At 67.4% G+C, this 17130-nt stretch carries 14 protein-coding genes; 2 read left to right on the top strand and 12 right to left on the bottom strand.

Features of this window, described 5'->3' with window-relative positions; all coding sequences use genetic code 11:
• Positions 1-348 (top strand): hypothetical protein (locus HV798_RS31185; protein WP_175216635.1); only part of this gene is annotated, 348 nt, incomplete at its 5' end.
• A 27-nt stretch (positions 349-375) separates the two neighbouring features.
• Entirely contained in the window at positions 376-915 is a 540-nt protein-coding gene (locus HV798_RS31190; protein ID WP_025140514.1) for a MarR family winged helix-turn-helix transcriptional regulator, read from the top strand.
• Between the two features lie 118 nt (positions 916-1033).
• On the opposite strand, the gene HV798_RS31195 is transcribed toward HV798_RS31190, so the two are convergent.
• From HV798_RS31195 to HV798_RS31250, 12 genes are all read right to left on the bottom strand, one after another.
• Positions 1034-2188, bottom strand: a complete 1155-nt coding sequence (locus tag HV798_RS31195) for an FAD-dependent oxidoreductase (protein ID WP_175193075.1) — start codon at positions 2186-2188, stop codon at positions 1034-1036.
• Between the two features lie 239 nt (positions 2189-2427).
• Positions 2428-4122: an ABC transporter ATP-binding protein gene (locus HV798_RS31200; RefSeq protein WP_175193074.1), complete on the bottom strand. Its 1695-nt coding sequence runs from the start codon at positions 4120-4122 to the stop codon at positions 2428-2430.
• Complete coding sequence (locus tag HV798_RS31205) at positions 4119-5627, bottom strand: ABC transporter permease (protein ID WP_175193073.1); 1509 nt, start codon at positions 5625-5627, stop codon at positions 4119-4121. Before HV798_RS31205 ends, HV798_RS31200 begins: the two co-directional genes overlap by 4 nt.
• A 5-nt stretch (positions 5628-5632) precedes the next feature.
• Positions 5633-6610 (bottom strand): ABC transporter permease, encoded by a 978-nt coding sequence (locus tag HV798_RS31210; protein ID WP_175193072.1) that lies wholly within the window; start codon positions 6608-6610, stop codon positions 5633-5635.
• A complete protein-coding gene (locus HV798_RS31215) occupies positions 6607-8844 on the bottom strand; it encodes an ABC transporter substrate-binding protein (protein WP_175193071.1) in 2238 nt (745 codons plus the stop codon). The genes HV798_RS31210 and HV798_RS31215 overlap by 4 nt, the downstream gene beginning before the upstream one ends.
• Positions 8845-8933: 89 nt before the next feature.
• Positions 8934-9590 (bottom strand): thermonuclease family protein, encoded by a 657-nt coding sequence (locus tag HV798_RS31220; protein WP_025140508.1) that lies wholly within the window; start codon positions 9588-9590, stop codon positions 8934-8936.
• Between the two features lie 94 nt (positions 9591-9684).
• A complete protein-coding gene (locus HV798_RS31225; protein WP_025140507.1) occupies positions 9685-10692 on the bottom strand; it encodes a magnesium and cobalt transport protein CorA in 1008 nt (335 codons plus the stop codon).
• A 99-nt stretch (positions 10693-10791) separates the two neighbouring features.
• Positions 10792-12888, bottom strand: a complete 2097-nt coding sequence (locus HV798_RS31230) for an ATP-dependent helicase (RefSeq protein WP_175193070.1) — start codon at positions 12886-12888, stop codon at positions 10792-10794.
• A 138-nt stretch (positions 12889-13026) separates the two neighbouring features.
• Entirely contained in the window at positions 13027-13536 is a 510-nt protein-coding gene (locus HV798_RS31235) for a DUF3304 domain-containing protein (RefSeq protein ID WP_175193069.1), read from the bottom strand.
• Between the two features lie 47 nt (positions 13537-13583).
• Positions 13584-15734 carry a T6SS phospholipase effector Tle1-like catalytic domain-containing protein gene (locus HV798_RS31240; protein ID WP_175193068.1) on the bottom strand — a complete coding sequence of 717 codons (2151 nt, stop codon included), beginning with the start codon at positions 15732-15734 and terminating at the stop codon, positions 13584-13586.
• Positions 15731-16597, bottom strand: a complete 867-nt coding sequence (locus HV798_RS31245; RefSeq protein WP_175193067.1) for a DUF4123 domain-containing protein — start codon at positions 16595-16597, stop codon at positions 15731-15733. Before HV798_RS31245 ends, HV798_RS31240 begins: the two co-directional genes overlap by 4 nt.
• A partial coding sequence (locus HV798_RS31250) for a DUF2345 domain-containing protein (RefSeq protein WP_246289351.1) occupies positions 16590-17130 on the bottom strand: 541 nt, incomplete at its 5' end. The genes HV798_RS31245 and HV798_RS31250, both read right to left, overlap by 8 nt.

The following is a 17130-nucleotide window of genomic DNA, read 5'->3' on the forward strand; positions in this document are numbered from 1 at the left end:
GGTACGGCCGGCGCCAACGGCGGCTTGCTGGGCGGCCTGCTGGGCGGCGTGACGGGTACGGCTGGCGGCGCGACGGGCGGTACGGCGGGTGCCAATGGCGGCCTGCTCGGCGGCTTGCTCGGTGGGGTGACGGGCGGTGCGACGGTCAACGCAGGCGCGGGAGCCGCGGGTGCGGGGGCCGGGGCAAGCGCCGGTGCCGGCGCCGCGGGCACGGCCAACAACGGCGGCCTGTTGGGTGGATTGCTGGGCGGGGTGACGGCAGCGCTTGGCGGCACCACTACCACCAACGGCGCCAACAACGGCGGATTGCTGGGCGGCCTGCTCGGCGGCGCGTCGGGCAAGAAGTAACCCACTGGATCCGTGAGGGAGCGAACCATGCTGCAACAAGAAACCATCGTTCACCACGAGCATGTGACCGTGATGCCTGAATCTCGCAACAACGATCTGCGGCCCGGAATGCTTGACGATATCGCCCTGATGCTGGGTCGGCAGTTCGCCGTGTACAACGCGGCATGCCAGTCGGCCCTGGCGGAGAAACTGGGTATCCCCCTGGCGGATCTGAAAGCGCTGGAACTGGTGATGGAGTTCGATGCCCTGCCCACGGGCCAGCTGGCCCAGCTGATGGGCATCAGCTCCGGCGGCGCCACCGCCTTGATCAACCGCCTGGAAGCGGCCGGGTACGTGCAGCGGGGCCGCCACCCGCTGGACCGTCGGATGATCGTGATCCGGCCGGTCGAGGAAGCGTGCCAGCAACTGGCCCAGGAACGCCAGTGGGTGGCTGAAGCGGTGGTGCTGATGGCGCGCCGCTACGACGCCGCCGAGCTGGAAGTGGTGCATGCCTTCCTGGCGCAATGTGTACGCGCCCTGCGGCACGACACCCTGGTGTGGCTGGAAACACGCAGCGCACACGAGTGACATCCGGCCGCGCAGGCGGCCTGCGCACCGCGCCCCGATCCGCAAGGACCGGGGCGCGGTTTTCTTTGGGTCGCCCGAACGTCGGGCCTTCGTTCCAGGACGGTGGCGGTGGGCCGATTCAATGCCGGGCGAACAACGCCACCACGCTGGCTGGCGCGTGCGCGCCGAAAAAGTGTTCGTGATTGCGAGCGGTCTGCGTAGCGGCCAACGCGCTGCGGGGAAACAGGGCCTGTTCGTACGCGGCCAGGCCCGCCTCGATGTCGGCGGGATGCGCGCACAGCGCATGGGCCAGTTCGGCGCCGTCGTACAGGGCCAGATTGGCGCCTTCTCCTGCAAACGGAGACATCAGGTGCGCCGCATCGCCGACCAGGGTCACGCCGGGCACCCGATCCCAACGATGCGCGAGCGGCAAGGCATGCAGCGGCCTGACGATGAGGTCGGCCTCGCCTTCGGTCACCAGCGCGCGCAGCGCGGGAGTCCAGCCGTCGAATTCCCGCGCGATCCGCGCCAGCGCAGACGACCGGCAAGTGAAGTCGATCTGGCCGAACCAGGCCTGCGGCCGGTTCAACGCCACATAGGCTTGCAGGGTGCCGTTGGCGTAGCGATGGCCCAGGATGCCCTTGCCGGGCTCGACGGCCATCAGGGTGCCGCGGCCGATCAGTTGGGCGCTGGCGGGCTGGCGGCGGTCGCCATCGGGCAGGCGCGTTTCGATGAAGGTAGTGCCGACGTAGCCTGGCATGGCCGTCGACAGCAGCGGCCGGATGCGGGACCAGGCGCCGTCGGCGCCGACCACGAGATCGGCGGTGAACGATGTACCGTGAGCGAAGGCCAGGCGGTGCCGGCCATCGCCCAAGGCCTCGGCGCGAGTCAGTTTGCAGCCCCATTGGATCGTGCCATCGGGCAAGGACGCGGTCAGCAGGCCGCGCAGCGCGCCCCGGTCGATTTCGGGCCGGGCGGGATGGGCCTGGCCGGGACGATCGAACAGGATGCGGCCATGGCGGTCGACGACCCGCTTGGCGTCCTCGCCGGGCAGCGCCAGGGCCAGGAAGGCCTCGTGCAGGCCGGCGGCCTTGAGGGCGATCTGGCCGTTATGCGCATGGATGTCCAGCAAGCCGCCCTGGCTGCGCGCGTCGGGCGAGGCATCGGCTTCGAACACGGTGGCGGCGATGCCGTGCCGGTGCAGGACCCGTGCAAGGGTCAGGCCGCCCAGGCCGGCGCCGACAATGGCGATACGGGCATGGGACAGAGGGGTGGGGTGAAGCGGTCGGGTCATGGCGCGTTCCGGTAGTACGGGCAAGGCGCGTTGTGGGCGCTGCTGCTCGTGACGGTCCGACGGAGTGTCGGGGGAATCGCTGGCCGACCTGACGCAAATGCGGGGTGACGTGTGCGCGACGTTCCGGGCGGCGCGGGGCCGGAGGTATCGGAAGGTCGTTTTTCGCGGGGTTCGAAACGACAGTATTGCACGAAACCGCGACCCCTCGCCCGCCGGGGCGCGAGGGGCTTGCGCGGGTTTCAGTCGGCGGACAAGGGGCCGAACTGCAAGCGCGGTACCGCCTCGAGCAGCCGCCGGGTCATGTCCTGGCGAGGCGCGTGCAGTACGGCGTCGGCTTCGCCCAATTCGATGATGCGCCCGCCCTCCATGACGGCAATGCGGTCCGCCAGGTATTCGACCACGCCGAAATTGTGCGTGATGAAGAGATAGGCGATGCCCAGTTCTTCCTGCAATTCGCGCAGCAGGTCCAGGATCTGCGCCTGCACCGACACGTCCAGCGCCGAGGTCGGCTCGTCGCAGATCAGCACCTTGGGTTCGACCGCCAGGGCCCGCGCGATGGCGATGCGTTGGCGCTGTCCGCCCGAGAACTCGTGCGGATAGCGCGCCAGCGTGTTGGCCGGCAGGCCGACGCGTTCGATCAGCCGGGCGGCATGGGCCGCGCGATCCTGCGCGCTCATGCCGCGGCGCAGGGATGCCAGGCCTTCGTCCAGGATGTCGCCCACCCGCATGCGCGGGTCCAGCGAGGCGTAGGGGTCCTGGAACACGATCTGGATGTCCTGGCGCAGTCGCTGCAAGCGGCTGCGGTCGGCCGAGAGCAGGTCCTGCCCTTGCAGCATGGCGCGGCCGGAAATATTCGCGCCGTCGATCAGGCGCAGCAGCGCCTTGCCGGTAGTGGTCTTGCCGCAGCCGGATTCGCCCAGCAGCGCCAACGTTTCACCGGCGCGCAGCGTGAAGGTGACGCCGTCGACGGCCTTGACCCACGACACCACGCGCCGCAGCGGTCCCTTGCGCACGGGGTAGTGCACCTTCAGGTCCTGCACGTCCAGCACCACGCCGGGATCGCGCACCCGGCGCCGCGCGGCGGCCGGGTCCTGTGCCTGGGCGTCGCGGCCCGGCTGGCTGAGCGGCACGCCCCGCTTTTCGAAGGTAGGAATGGCATCGAACAATTGGCGCGCGTACGGGTGCTTGGGCGCGCGGAAGAATTCTTCCGCGCTGGCGCTTTCGACGATCTCGCCGCCGCGCATCAGCGCCACGTGGTGGGCCACGTTCTTCACCACCGCCAGGTCGTGGGTGATGAGCAGCACGGCCATGCCCATTTCCTGCTGGATGTCGGCCAGCAGGTCCAGCACCTGCGCCTGCACGGTGACGTCCAGCGCGGTGGTGGGTTCGTCGGCGATCAGCAGCAGCGGCTCGGCCGCCAGCGCGATCGCGATCATGACGCGCTGCTTCTGGCCGCCCGAAAACTGGAACGGGTAATCGTCCACGCGCCGTTCGGGTTCGGGAATGCCGACCCGGCGCAACCAGTCGATGGCCCGCGCCCGGGCGGCCGCGCCGCGCAGCGGCGTGTGCGCCACCAGCGTCTCGATGATCTGGTCGCCCACCCGCATGACGGGGTTCAGGCTGGTGGAGGGTTCCTGGAAGATGATGCCGATGCGCCCGCCGCGCACGCCGCGCATGGCGCTTTCGGGCAGGCGGTTCAGGTCTTCGCCGTCCAGTTCGATCTGGCCGCCCACGATGCGCCCGGCATCCGGCAGCAGGCGCAGCAACGCCAGCGCCGTCATGCTCTTGCCGCAGCCGGACTCACCGACCAGCGCGAAGGTCTGACGCTGCGAAATGGCCAGCTGCAGGCGCTTGACCGCATGCGTCATGCCGCTTTCGCCGGCAATGTCGACGTCCAGGCCCTGCACGGCCAGCAATGGGGTGTCGTGCGTCACGGGGCGTCTCCGGGCTTGGATGAGCGGGCGTCGGCGGCCAGCACGGCGTCGGGGCGGCGGCCGAACAGGCCCAGGCCCGGCAGGCGGCTGGGCTTGTAGCGGCGGGTGCGCGGATCGAAGGCATCGCGCACGGCGTCGGCGAACAGGTTGGCCGCCAGCACCAGCGCCAGCATGAACAGAAAGGCGGTCATGAGGTTCCACCAGATCATGGGGTCGCGCGACATTTCCAGCCGCGCGCCATCGATCATCGAGCCAAAGGAATTCATGCTGGGATCCACGCCGATGCCCAGGTAGGACAGCACGGCCTCGTACAGCACCAGCCCCGAGAATTCGAGCACCACGGTGATCAGCACCAGGTGCGCCACGTTGGGCAGCAAATGGCGCGTCATGATGCGCCAGTGCGACACGCCGAAGGCCCGCGCCGCCTGCACGTATTCCAGCTCGCGCAGCTTGAGCGTTTCGGCGCGCAGCAGGCGGCACAGGCCGGCCCAGCCGGTCAGGCCCAGGATCATGCAGAGCAGGAACAGGCGCAGGTCCGCCCGTGCGGCCGACGTATCGAACAGGTCGGCGTGGTTATCGATGTAGACCTGCATCATCAGCGCGCAGGCGGCCACCAGCAGCACGCCGGGAATCGAGGTGATGGTGGTGTAGAGGTATTGGATGGCGTCGTCGACCTTGCCCTTGAAATAGCCGGCCGCGATGCCGAACACGATGGCCGGCGGCAGCATCGCCAGGGTGGTCAGGCTGCCGATGACCAGCGCGGTGCGGATGCTTTTCAGGGCCTGCCACAGCACGTCGTTGCCGATGCGGTCGGTGCCCAGCGCGTGGTAGCCGGTGGACAGGCCCGCCAGCGCCCCGGCCGCCAGGCACAGCAGCGTGAAGGTGATGGCCATGGCGCGCCAGGGCACATCCGAATGGCCGCCGAACAGCGCCTGGGCTGCCGCAGACGCGCCTGCGCGCCGGGCCAGGCCGGCGAACAGCAGGCCCGTGCCGGCCAGCGCCACGGCCAGGCCGGCTGCCAGCCCCAGGCCCAGCCGTCGGGACAGGTCGCCGGCATAGTCGCGGTCAGGGTCGGCCAGGTGCGTGCCCGCCGCCCGCAGGCGCGGAAAATCGCGCACCGGCTTGTCATCGACCAGCAGGGTTTCCTTGGTGAACTGGCGCACGGCCAGCGGACGGGAATAGGTTTTCTCGGGCCGCGTCAGCACCGAGCCGCTCAACAGGCCGTCCAGCGCCGACTTGACGGCCGGCGCATAGACGCGCGGCGCATCGGCGGCAACGCCCGGCGCGGGCGGCAGCAAGGGGCGGTAGTGAACCGAATCGAGCAGGCCGACCACGGCAAACGCCGCCAGCACCACGGCGGAACACATGGCCGGCGTATCGCGCGCCACGCGCGCCCAGGTCGAGCGCAGGTTCGGGCTGCGGCGCACCCGCCAGGCGTAGGTCAGCGCGCCCAGCACCATCAGCCACAGCGCAATATCGGTCCCGAGGAATACGAATTGGGGCATGGCGGCTACTCGAATCGAACGCGGGGATCAGCCAGCGTGTAGGAAATATCGGCCAGGATCAGCCCCACGATATACAGCGACGCCCCCAGGAAGACCATGGCGCGCACGATGGAGAAGTCCTGTGCGTTGATGGCGTCGATGGTGTAGCTGCCCAGTCCGGGGATGCCGAAGAACGACTCGGCGATCAGGCTGCCCATGAACAGCAGCGGCAAGGCGGCGACGGTGCTGGTCAGGATGGGCAGCATGGCGTTGCGCAGCACGTGGCGAAACAGCACCACGCGTTCGGCCAGCCCCTTGGCGCGGGCGGTGCGCACGTAGTCCTTGCCGATTTCCTCGAGGAACAGGGTACGGTAGAAGCGGGCTTCGGGCCCCAGCCGCGACACGATCGCCACCAGCACCGGCAGCGCCAGGAACTTGACCATGTCCAGCCCGCCCTCGAAGCCCGAGAACGGCACCAGCTGCAACAGCTTGGCGAACAGCCACTGCCCCGCGATGATGTAGAACAGGCTGGAAATGGACAGCAATATCACGCAGACCACCACGCCCCAGAAGTCCAGCCGGGTGGCGCGGAAATACACCAGCGTCAGCGAAAAGACGATGCTGGCGAACAGGCCCAGGAAGAAGGTGGGCACGGCCAGCGCCAGGCTGGGCCCCATGCGGGTCTGGATTTCGCGGCCGATGTCGCGGCCGCCGTCGGACCGGCCGAAGTCCATCACCAGGAGCGGCACCGAGCGCTGGTAGAACACGGTGTCGGTCAGTTGGGCGGAACCGCTGGCCTGCGTGTTGTAGAACAGCGGCTTGTCGTAGCCGTGCTCGACCTTCCATTTCTCGACCGCGTCCTGGCTGATGCGCTGGCCGCCGATGGCCAGGCGCGCCATGTCGTCGGGGGTATTCACGGCGAAGAACAGGATGAAGGTGAACAGGTTCACGCCGATCAGGATCAGCACGCCATACAGCAGCCGGCGGATGATGTAGCCGATCATGATTGATGCTCCTTGCGCGGACCGTGGCCAAACGCGGTCTGCCGTTCACGCCGCTTGAGCGCGAGGTACGACGGCCAGATCGCCAGCGCGATCAGCAACGCGAACAGGCCCACCGGCCACCAGATGGGGGAATTCCATTCGTCGATCTTGCTTTGCCGCAGGGCCGGGTCGATCTTCATGTACTGCAGCGTGTTGCGCACCATCTGGGTAGGCTTGGCGTTGCCGACCCACTGCTGGTAGGCGCCGCCCGACATCGGGAAATAGCCGAACATCCAGGGCGCGTCGCGCTGCACGATGGCGACCATGCGGGCGATCAGGGCTTCTTTTTCAGGGCCGTCGTCCAGGAACTTCATCTGCTCGAACAGGCGGTTGTATTCGGGGCTGTCGTAGTTGGCGGCGTTTTCGCCGCCGTCCTTGGCCTTGGCGTTGGGGCCGTAGAGCAGGAACAGGAAGTTTTCGGCGTCGGGGTAGTCGGCGTTCCAGCCCCACAGAAATATCTGCGCCGAACCGCGCCGCATCTTGTCCTGGAAGCGGTTGTAGTCGGTGGCGCGCACATCCATCTGCACACCGATCTTGGCCATCTGGCGGCGCATCCAGTCAAACGTGGGATTCGAGCCGCCCCCCTGCATCGAGTCGTAGTAGAGCACCAGGGGCGCACCGGTCACGGCGTTGCGGCCGTCGGGGTAGCCGGCTTCGGCCAGCAGGCGCTTGGCCACGTCGACCGACTTGCGCACCGGCTTGCCGTCGACCAGATCGTAGACCACGGGGTTCACGCCTTCGGGCGGCTCGCGGTAGCCCAGCACGCCGGGCGGCACCGGACCGTAGGCCACGGACGCCTGGCTGTTCTCGAACACCGCCACGTATTCTTCCCAGTCGAACGCGATGCTGATGGCCTGGCGCAGCTTGCGATTCTTTTCGGCCTGCTCGGGCGTGTCGCCCTTGCCCACCACCGGGTCGAGCCAGTTGAAGCCCATGTACCAGTTGGCGGTTTCGACCGTGGTGGGCAGGCGGATGCCGTGTTCCTGGTACTTGCGCGCCTTGTCCTGGCTGTCGCCCGCGGCCACCAGCATGGCCACGCCGTACTCGCCGCGCTCGATCTGCGGCACGTCGTAGTAGCCCTGCATGAACTTGCCGGTCAGCGGAATGGCCTCTTTTTCGACGCTGAACACGGCGCGGTCGATGAAGGGCGTGGGCTTGCCGCAGTCGGCCAGCAGGCCGGCCGCCTTGTCGCCTGGCTCGCCTTCGCAAGGATAGGGCTCGCCGTGGAAGTTGGGGTTGCGCGCCAGCACGTGGCGGCGGTTCTGCAGCGATTCGGCCAGCATGTAGGGGCCGGTGCCGACGGGCCAGGTGTTCAGCGACAGGTCGTGCTCGGCCATGCCGGGCTGGTTGTAGAAGCGATCGGCTTCCCAGGGCACCGGCGCCGTGAAGGTCATGGCCAGCCAATACTTGAACTGCGGGTACTTGCCGTTGACGCGAATGCGCAGCGTGTGGGGGTCCAGCGCCTGCACGCCGGTGAAGCCGTCGGGCTCGCGCAGGTCCAGCCAGGACGCGCCCGCGCCGCCGGGCAGGTCGCGGCGCAAGGCCTGGTCACGCTGGCGCAGGCGGTCGCCGTAGTCCTTCAGGCCGCTGACGTATTCGGCCATCAGCGAATAGATGGGCGACACCACCCGCGGGCTGGCCAGGCGGCGAAAGGCGTAGACGTAGTCGTCGGCGACCAGCTCGCGCGTGCCGGTGCGGGGAAAGTCGGGAATGGCGTATTTGTCTTCGAGGTCTTCCGGCGCAAGCGGAAAGTAGTCGTAGCTGCCGTCGGTCTTGCGGGCGAAGGCGGGGTGCGGCGCAAAGCGCACGCCCGGCTTGATCTTGATGTCGTAGATGCTTTCGGCGATCTGCTCGCCCGGCGCGTCGGCCGGCAGGACCTTGCCCTGCGCATCCAGGTAGACCGGCGGGTCGATGGATGCGGCGGCCCGCGGGATCAGCTCGTACGGCCGCTTGAGGTAGTGGTACCCGTAGAGCGTCTCATAGATGCTGTAGGTATAAGGAGTTTCGTCGCCGGAATAAGAGCTGGCCGGGTCCAGGTATTTGGGCGAACGCTTGACGAAGGCGGAATACAGGGTGTTCTGGCCTTCGGCGCCGGACGGGTACGGGCTGTTGATGGGGCTGCTTTCCTGGGAGCAGCCCGCCAACGCCAGCAACAGCAGCATGGCCGCCGCCCAAAGCCGCTTCAAAGCAAGCATGGAAACCTTTCCTTCTATTCAGTGCGACAGAGGATAGCAAAGGTGCCCCTGCCCCAGTACCCAGGCATCCCCTTAGGATGCCGGGCGGGTCAGCCGCACTGGCGCTGGCGCCAGCAGTCGTAGCGCCATTTCCAGGGTTGCATGGGGTCCTTGCCGGCCCACAGGCCGCGGCCGGCGGCCTTGGCCTGGCGTTGCAGGCCGGGCATGGCCTGGTCGTGCAGATAGGCGCCCTGGCGCGCGGTATAGGCCCAGGCATAGCCGGCCTCGACCTGCAGGCGGTTGGCCGAGCGGCCATCGTCCAGGATCAGCGCGCAGACGTCGCGGCCGTATTGGTCTTTTTCGTAGCACTGCGCGGTCAGGGTCTTGCCGGCCACCAGGTCGGCCAGGTTCTTGCGCGCGGCCTCGGCGTAGGGCTGGCCGGGCTGGTCGGCGCCGTGGCCCTCTTCGGGCGCGTCGATGCTGTCCAGGCGAATGCGGCGCTGGCCGTCGGGTGCGCGCAGCGTGACGGTATCGCCATCGGCCACATTGACGATCATGCCGGTCAGGGTATAGCTGCCCGCCGGCACGCCGCCCGCGGGCGCGGCGCCGGGCTTGCCTTGGGAGGCCGGTGCGCTGGCGCCGGGCCGCTGGCCGCCCTGCCCCGACGGCTGCAGCCAGTTGACCAGGGCGCCGGCCGCGGCCAGGACCAGGGCGACGATCAGGGCGGTCAGCTTGCTGGCGCCGCCAAAGGGAGATTTGCCGCGCACGAGCCGGGCTCCGGATAGGGAAACGAGAGGCAGTGTGCCACAAGCCCGGGCGGCGCAGGCAAGGCGCGGTGCCCTCCCCGCCGCCCTGACGCGGCTACAGCCAGCCCGACTTGCGGAACCGCCAGTACAGGAACGAACAGACCGAGACGATCACCCCCAGGGTGATGGGGTAACCGAACGGCGATTCCAGTTCGGGCATGAACTTGAAGTTCATGCCGTAGATGCCGGCGATGGCGGTGGGCACGGCCAGGATGGCCGCCCAGGACGCCAGCTTGCGGGTGGTGTCGTTCTGCGCGGCCTGGCCGATCATCAGGCTGGCTTCAAAGGCGAAGGCCAGCGATTCGCGCAGCGCGTTGAACAGTTCATCGACCCGCGACACGCGGTCGGCCACTTCGCCGAAATACGGCCGGGCGTGCTCGTCCACGGCCGACATCTCGACCCGGGCCAGACGGCGGCTGATCTCGACCAGCGGCGACACCACGGTATGGATGCGCAGCAGGTCGCGGCGCTGGCGGTACAGCTTGCGGATGTCGGAATCTTTCGCGCCGCGGATCAGCAGCTTCTGCTCGGCGCCCTCGACCACCGATTCGATCTTGCCGGCGGCGGCCACGTAGCGGTCCACCAGCCAGTCCAGCAGTTCGGAGGCCACGTAGTCGCTGCCGCGCTTGAGCAGGTCGGGCGAGGCCTCCAGCCGTTCGCGCAAGGGGCTGTGGCCGGCGGTGGCGCCGCGCCGCACGGTGACCAGGAACCCTTCGCCGATCAGGAACTGGGTTTCGCCGAAGATGGGGCGCTCGGCTTCGACCTCGACCGTGATGGCCACGATGAGCACCATGTTGCCGTAGTCGATGATCTTGGGCCGGCGGTGCGGCTCAAGCATTTCTTCCTGGTTCTTGTCGCAGGCGCCCAGTTCGCGGGCCACCTGGCCCAGCAGTTCGGGGCTGGGGTTGCGCAGGCCCACCCACAGCATGCTGCGGTCCTGGTTGACGTACTGGCCCACCTCGCTGATGGGCACCTCGCGCTCGCGCCTGCCGTTCACATAGGCAATGGACGCCACGACCTCGCCTTTGTGGGGATCGGTGGCGGCGTTTTCTTCGGTAGACATAGGCATCCTCCGGCTATGCGAGCCCTTGCGGAAACAGCGTATCGATATGGGCCGATGATAGCCCAGCGCCGCTGTGCAGCCCCGGCCGAGGCCGCCCTGCTAGGCGAACAGGTTGCGCACCCGCTTGGCCACGTCGACCTGCGGCGCCTGGGGCGACTTGGGTTCGCGCGGACTGCCGGGCAGGTCGGGCAGCTTGGGCAGGTGGTCGAACAGCGGCAGCATGGCGTTGGTGATGTAGCGGGTGCGCGACCCGTACACATGGCGGTCGCCCATGCCGGTCTGCTGGTGCACGTAGAAGCGCTGCGGCACGATCAGTTGCAGGCGTTCCTTGGCGCGCGTCATGGCCACGTACAGCAGGCGGCGCTCTTCTTCGATTTCCTCGGCCGTGCCGGTGCTCATGTCGGACGGAATGCAGCCGTCGACCACATTCAGCACATACACGGCCTTCCATTCCTGGCCCTTGGCGGAATGGATGGTGGACAGGATCATGTAGTCTTCGTCGCGCGACGGGGCGCCGGATTCGTCGCTGGTGGCATCGGGCGGGTCCAGCGTCAGTTCGGTCAGGAAACGCTCGCGCGACGGGTAGCCGGCGGCAATGCGCACCAGCTGGTCCAGGTCGGTCTTGCGCACCCGGGCATCGTCGTACAGGCGTTCGAGCTGGCCGGCGTACCAGCGCAGGGCCAGGTCGACGTCGGCCGGCCAGCGCAGGCCCGGGTCGGCAAGCGCGGCGTAGGTATCGGCAAACGCGCCCCACTCGGCCTGGGCCGCCGCGCCCGGCTTGAATTCGCGCAGCGCGCGCAGCGGCTCGGCCGACTGCGCCATGGCGTCCATCAGCTTGCCAGCCGTGGCCGGCCCGATGCCGGGCAGCAACTGCGCCACGCGAAACCCCGCCATGCGGCCGCGCGGGTTTTCGGCCCAGCGCAACAGCGACAGCAGGTCCTTGACGTGGGCGGCTTCCAGGAACCGCAGCCCGCCGAATTTGACGAACGGGATATTGCGGCGGGTCAGTTCGAGTTCCAGCGCGGCGCTGTGGCTGGCCGTGCGAAACAGCGCCGCCTGCGACTTCAGCGTGGCGCCGCCCTCGCGCTGCGCCAGCACCTGATCGGCCACCCAGCGGGCCTGCCCGCCTTCGTCGCTGACGGTGACCAGTTCGGGCAGTTGCGACGACGTGCGGTCGGTCCAGAGGTCTTTGGCGTAGCGCTCGGTCGCCAGGCCGATGACCGCGTTGGACGCCGTGAGAATGGGCTGGGTCGAACGGTAATTGCGGTCCAGCGTGATGACCCGCGCCGGCTTGGGAAACTGCGTTGGGAAATCCAGGATATTGCGCACCGTGGCGGCGCGGAACGAATAGATGGACTGGGCGTCGTCGCCTACCACCGTCAGGCCGCGGCCGTCGGGCTTCATGGCCAGCAGAATGGCCGATTGCAGGCGGTTGGTGTCCTGGTATTCGTCCACCAGTACATGGTCGAAGCGCCCGCCGACGTCGGCGGCAATGGCCTCATCGCCCATCATTTCGGCCCAGTACAGCAGCAGGTCGTCGTAATCGAGCACCTGCTGGTCCTGCTTGGCCGCCACATAGGCGCGAAACAGGTTCTTGAGCTCGTCTTCCCATTGGGCGCACCACGGAAAGGCGCCGTGCAGCACGTCGGCCACCGGCGTCTGGCTGTTGACCACCCGCGAATAGATCGCCAGGCAGGTGCCCTTGAGCGGAAAGCGCGACTTGGTGGACGACAGACCAAGCTCGTGCCGGACCATGCCCATCAGGTCTTCGGCATCGCCCCGGTCATGGATGGTGAAGGCTTCGGACAGGCCGATGCGCTGGGCGCAATCGCGCAGGAGGCGCGCCCCGATAGCGTGGAACGTACCCGCCCATGGCAGCGACGGCGCCTGCTGGGTGCCGCGCAGGTTCATGACCCGTTGCAGCACCGATCCCACGCGGCGCTCCATTTCCTGGGCGGCGCGGCGCGAGAACGTCAACAGCAACATGCGCTGCGGGTCGGCGCCGTTCAGGATCAGGTGGGCAACCCGGTGCGCCAAAGTGTTGGTCTTGCCTGACCCCGCCCCGGCGATGACCAGCAGGGGACCGTCGTCGCCCGCGCCGGCCACGCCGAATTCGGCGGCCTCGCGCTGGGCCGGATTCAGGTCGGCCAAGGGGTCGGGACGGCTGTTGGAAGGCGGAAGGGTCGGGTCGGACATGGCGCGCGGGGCTGGCAGCCAGGCGCCCAAAGGCCGGCCTGACAACTGGTTATATATCCAGGCATCATAACAGCCGCGCGCCGCCTGCCGGGGTGGCGCCTGGCGGGGATGCGGGCGAGGCGACCGGTCGCCCGGGGGTCAAGGCTTGGGTTGAGTCTTCTCGATGAACTGCTTCAATTCAGCCTCGGTCGCTTCTCCGGGCTGCGGCAGGCCTTGCAGGAAGCCCGGGCCACCCGGACCATAATCGGAAGGCTGCAGACGCACTTCTCCTCCGGGCAGGAACACCGCCCATACATAGCCATCGTGAAAGGGCTGATACGGCAGGACCGGCGCGTCGCGAGTCATCATCTCTTTTTCGCCGCGCTTGAACATCGAGTCCGATCGCCATTGCACCCGCATCGTCATGCCGGGCTTCCACTTTGTCGGGATGGACACGCAGCAGGTGCCCGAGGAATAGGATCGAAGCCGGGCGTTTCCTGCCCAGCCTTGATTGATGAACACCGGGTCCAGGCCTTCGTCCAGATAGTTGATGATGCCCAGCCTGACATCGAGCGTCTCGGGCACCGGCGCAGATTGCGCCGCCGCAAACGGGCTGACGAACGCCAGGACGGCCAGAACGAGCATCGCCGCAGCCGGATGGGCCGACATCGGCCGAGGCAGTGAACGAGAGGCTGGAAAACGAGGGGTCGGCATAGTCAGAAACGAGGAAGGGCATTGAAGTTCATCGGCATGTTCTGCAAGGCGCGGCGCGTGGACTCCATGTCTTCCTGTGCTTCGCGTTGCGCCCGGACCTGTGGATTGACGTACACCGTGCGCCAACGCAGATAACCCCATTGCGAGTAGTATTCCCGGCCACTGGGCTGCAATGGCACATATTTGGGATCTGCGCGAAGCTTTTCCAGATCGGCCCGCTCTTCCTTGGTAGGCTGCAAGGCCAACGCCAAGTGCATTCGTCCGGTCGAGGCATACTGGTCGGCCAATTGCTGCCGCTTTTGCAGCTGCTTCAAGCGATCGACCTGAATGCTGTTCCAGACGTCGTCGTCCTTGCCCAGGGGCTTGAACCACGCCCGCGAATCGTGCACATAGTTGTCCAATAGATGGATCACGGCGGCTTCCGGCTTGCCCGGCAGATTCCAGACGGTACGAATCTGTTCCAGCCACATCTTTTCTTTCGTGCCTCGCAACAACAACATCACGCTGTCGTAAAGCCGTGCCCCTTCAGCGCCGGGCATCGTATTGGGGGTGCCCGTGCGCTCGACGGTGTTATCGACGGTCAGCGTCTTCACTTCCTCCAGCAGTTCGTCATTGGCCTGGATCAGGTCCTCGTAATCCTGGGGATTCTTCGCCTTGGCCCGCGATGCGCTGGGGATGCCGCCCAGCCATTCGGGGCCTCTCTCGGCCCGCAGACGACGCCAGCGCAGGTATTGCACGTAGTGGTTGTAGAGAATGCGGCGGGTCGACGACTGATTGTTGGAAATGCCGCTGGTGGCGGCCACATAGGCATTGAACGCCTCACGCACGCCGGACGACACGTTGAAGTCCTGCTTTGCCGAATCCGGGGCGGTATGCAAGCGAAGCGGAACGCCCGCCTTGACGGCTTCTCGATACATGTCGCAAAGCGGAATCTGCGAGAGTTTGTCGCTGTCGCTCATGCCCCGGCCTTGCTCACCGGGCTTGTAACCGCCGCCAATGTCCGAATGCACGCCCGGATAGACGATCTCTTCGTGGCCCTGTCCATCAATCAAATCCAGTGGGAATGAGCCTCGCACCTCATGCGCGCCGACCATGTGCACGCATCGCGCGACGTAACGGGACACTTCCAGGTCTTCCTTGCGCGCCCATGCGCCATGCCCTTCCCACACGCCTCCAGGCACGGACTGGGCGAAACCCGCCGAGGCCACCGTGTCGTACAGCCCCATGAAATCCATGACGACCGGAATGCCGGCCAGGCGCAGGACGCCGTCGCCACGCGGAGAATAGAACGACATGCCTTCCGGCACATCGCAGGCGTCCTTGAGCCAGTTGGCGAACACCCGCGCTTCGGCCGCCCCCCGCGAAAATCCAAAGATCGAAACGCGGATGCGCTCTATTTTCGGGTTGGCGGCGAGGTAGCCGGAGAGCGCCTCTTTCAACTCGCGATTGCGTCGAGACAGCACCGAGTAACGTGCCGAGTCGTTCGGCTTGGCGTCATTGATATCCCAGATTCTCAGTGCCGACCCCAGCAGCCCCTGCGCCCGCCGAATCGAGACTTCCTTGTCTTCGCCCGGCTTCAACTGGGAATAGGAGGAGAAGGGCATCTTGGCGCTCTCCGCCAGCTTCTCGACCTGCAACCCGGACATCGAGATATCCGTGCTCATCTGGCGCACCAAGGTGCGCGTGTCCTGCCCCAGTGCTGCGGTCAGTGGGCGCGACGTGAAATGAAAATGCAGGTGGTTCTGGAATTCCAGAAGCGCCCAATTGATACGCGCTTCGCCCCCCCACCCTGCCGCAGCGCCAGCCTGCGCGTGAACACCGGTGCCCGGGTCGCCCACTTTTTCCACACAAGGGGTGCCCACACCTTCGACATACGTCCTGAACCGGTGCTGGCGCGCGCTGTAGCTGGGATCCCGGGTGTCATCGAACACGCGGTACAGCCGCGCCACATTCGTCTGGGTCTGGTCTTTCTTTGCGATCGACACGTCCATGTTGTTGCGCGTGCCATCGAAGAAGAATCCGAAGAACAACTCGATCGAGCAATCCGTGCCGGCCTTTTCGCCCATTTTCTGGCAGGCCTTGCGTTGCTCCTGGAAATCCAGGTCCGTGGGAATCTCGCGGCATGGGCCGGCGAAGCGGAACTTGAACGTCATGATTGCGGCTCCAGGCTGGAGACAACAGGCGTGGGGGATGAATGGGCGGAGGTCAGCAGGCCGTGGCGGCGCAGCAGCGTCAAGGCATGGCGATAGGCCAGCGCGTCGTGATCCACGCCGCGGCGTGCCAGGCGCTGCACGCCTTCGTCAATCAGGCGATGCGCCGCGGCCGGGCGGCAGGCCAGCTCGCCGAACAGGCCGGCGCGCAATTGCACGAAGCGCAGGATGGCGTCCGGCAGGGCCAATTGCTGCAGTTGGCGCTGTTGATCCGCGTCGATCAGATAAGGCGTCGGTTCGATGGCGGGCGCGGCCGGCGGGCCGCCTTCGATCGATTGCAGTTCACCCGCGCGGTCGACGTAGGACCAGCGTGCAATGCCCGCCAGCAGGCGCTGGCGTTGCGCGGGCGTGAGCACGTCGAGCAGCGCGGCCAGCGCGCGCGTGTCCGCCAGGCGCAGCAGATAGGCGCGGCCATCGGCGCCGACGGCCTCGATCTGCGCGCGCAGGTGGTCGGCCAGCTGCTCCAGCGTGGCCGCGCTGAACAGCAGGCTGAGCATGGGTCTACCCTGAGTCAGCGCCATCAGCTTGTCGCACAGCGGTTGGCGCAGCGCGGGCACCCAGGGCAGGCGCAGCAGGTAGGGCGCGACCTCGTCCAGGCCTTCGCCTTCGTAGCGTCCGGCATAGAGCGAGCAGTAGTCTTCGAGCTCGAGCCAGCGCGCCAGCCGGGCGGGCAACCCTGGCGCAAAGGCGGCATCGAGCAGCACATAGCGCTCAACGGGCTGCGGCTGGTTCCAAGCGGCGTCGTACAGCGCCTGGCCGACGGCGGGGCCGGCCGGATCGATCCAGGTATCGCGGTCCTCAAGCATTCTTCACCGTCATGGCCTGGCCGCCCGCCGCGGCTTCCACGGCGCAACTGACGCAGACGCTCTCGGGCATCTGGGGAAATGGATAAGGCAAGCGGTCGGGGCCGGCGAATTGCTTGTTGCCGGTCTTGACGTCGATGCGCCCCGGCGCGGTGACGGTGATGTTGCCGCCTTCGAGCACGATGCTGGCGCCCGCCGCCGTCGCGATGCGGATGCGCTTGGGCGCGGCGTATTCCACCGCGGTCTGCGCGCTGCCGATGGTGATGTCCTTCTGCGCCTGCACCCGCAGGATGTCGTGCTGCGCCTGCACGTCGACATTGCCCTTGGCCGAGATCAGGTCCAGCCCCGAGTCCGCCCCGCCCTGCTGCAGGCCGGCGACGATGCCCAGGCCCTGGCCGGTGTGCAGGCGCAGCGCGCCCATCACGGCCAGGTTCTGGTCCTTGCCGGCCGACCAGTGCACGGCCTCGCCGGCCGTCACTTGCAGGTGCTTGGCGGCGACCTGCGCCAGCCCGGCGCGCGCGGCCATCAGCACGACG

Origin of the sequence: Achromobacter deleyi, from assembly GCF_902859705.1 — a bacterium.
Taxonomy (GTDB): Bacteria; Pseudomonadota; Gammaproteobacteria; order Burkholderiales; family Burkholderiaceae_B; genus Achromobacter; species Achromobacter deleyi.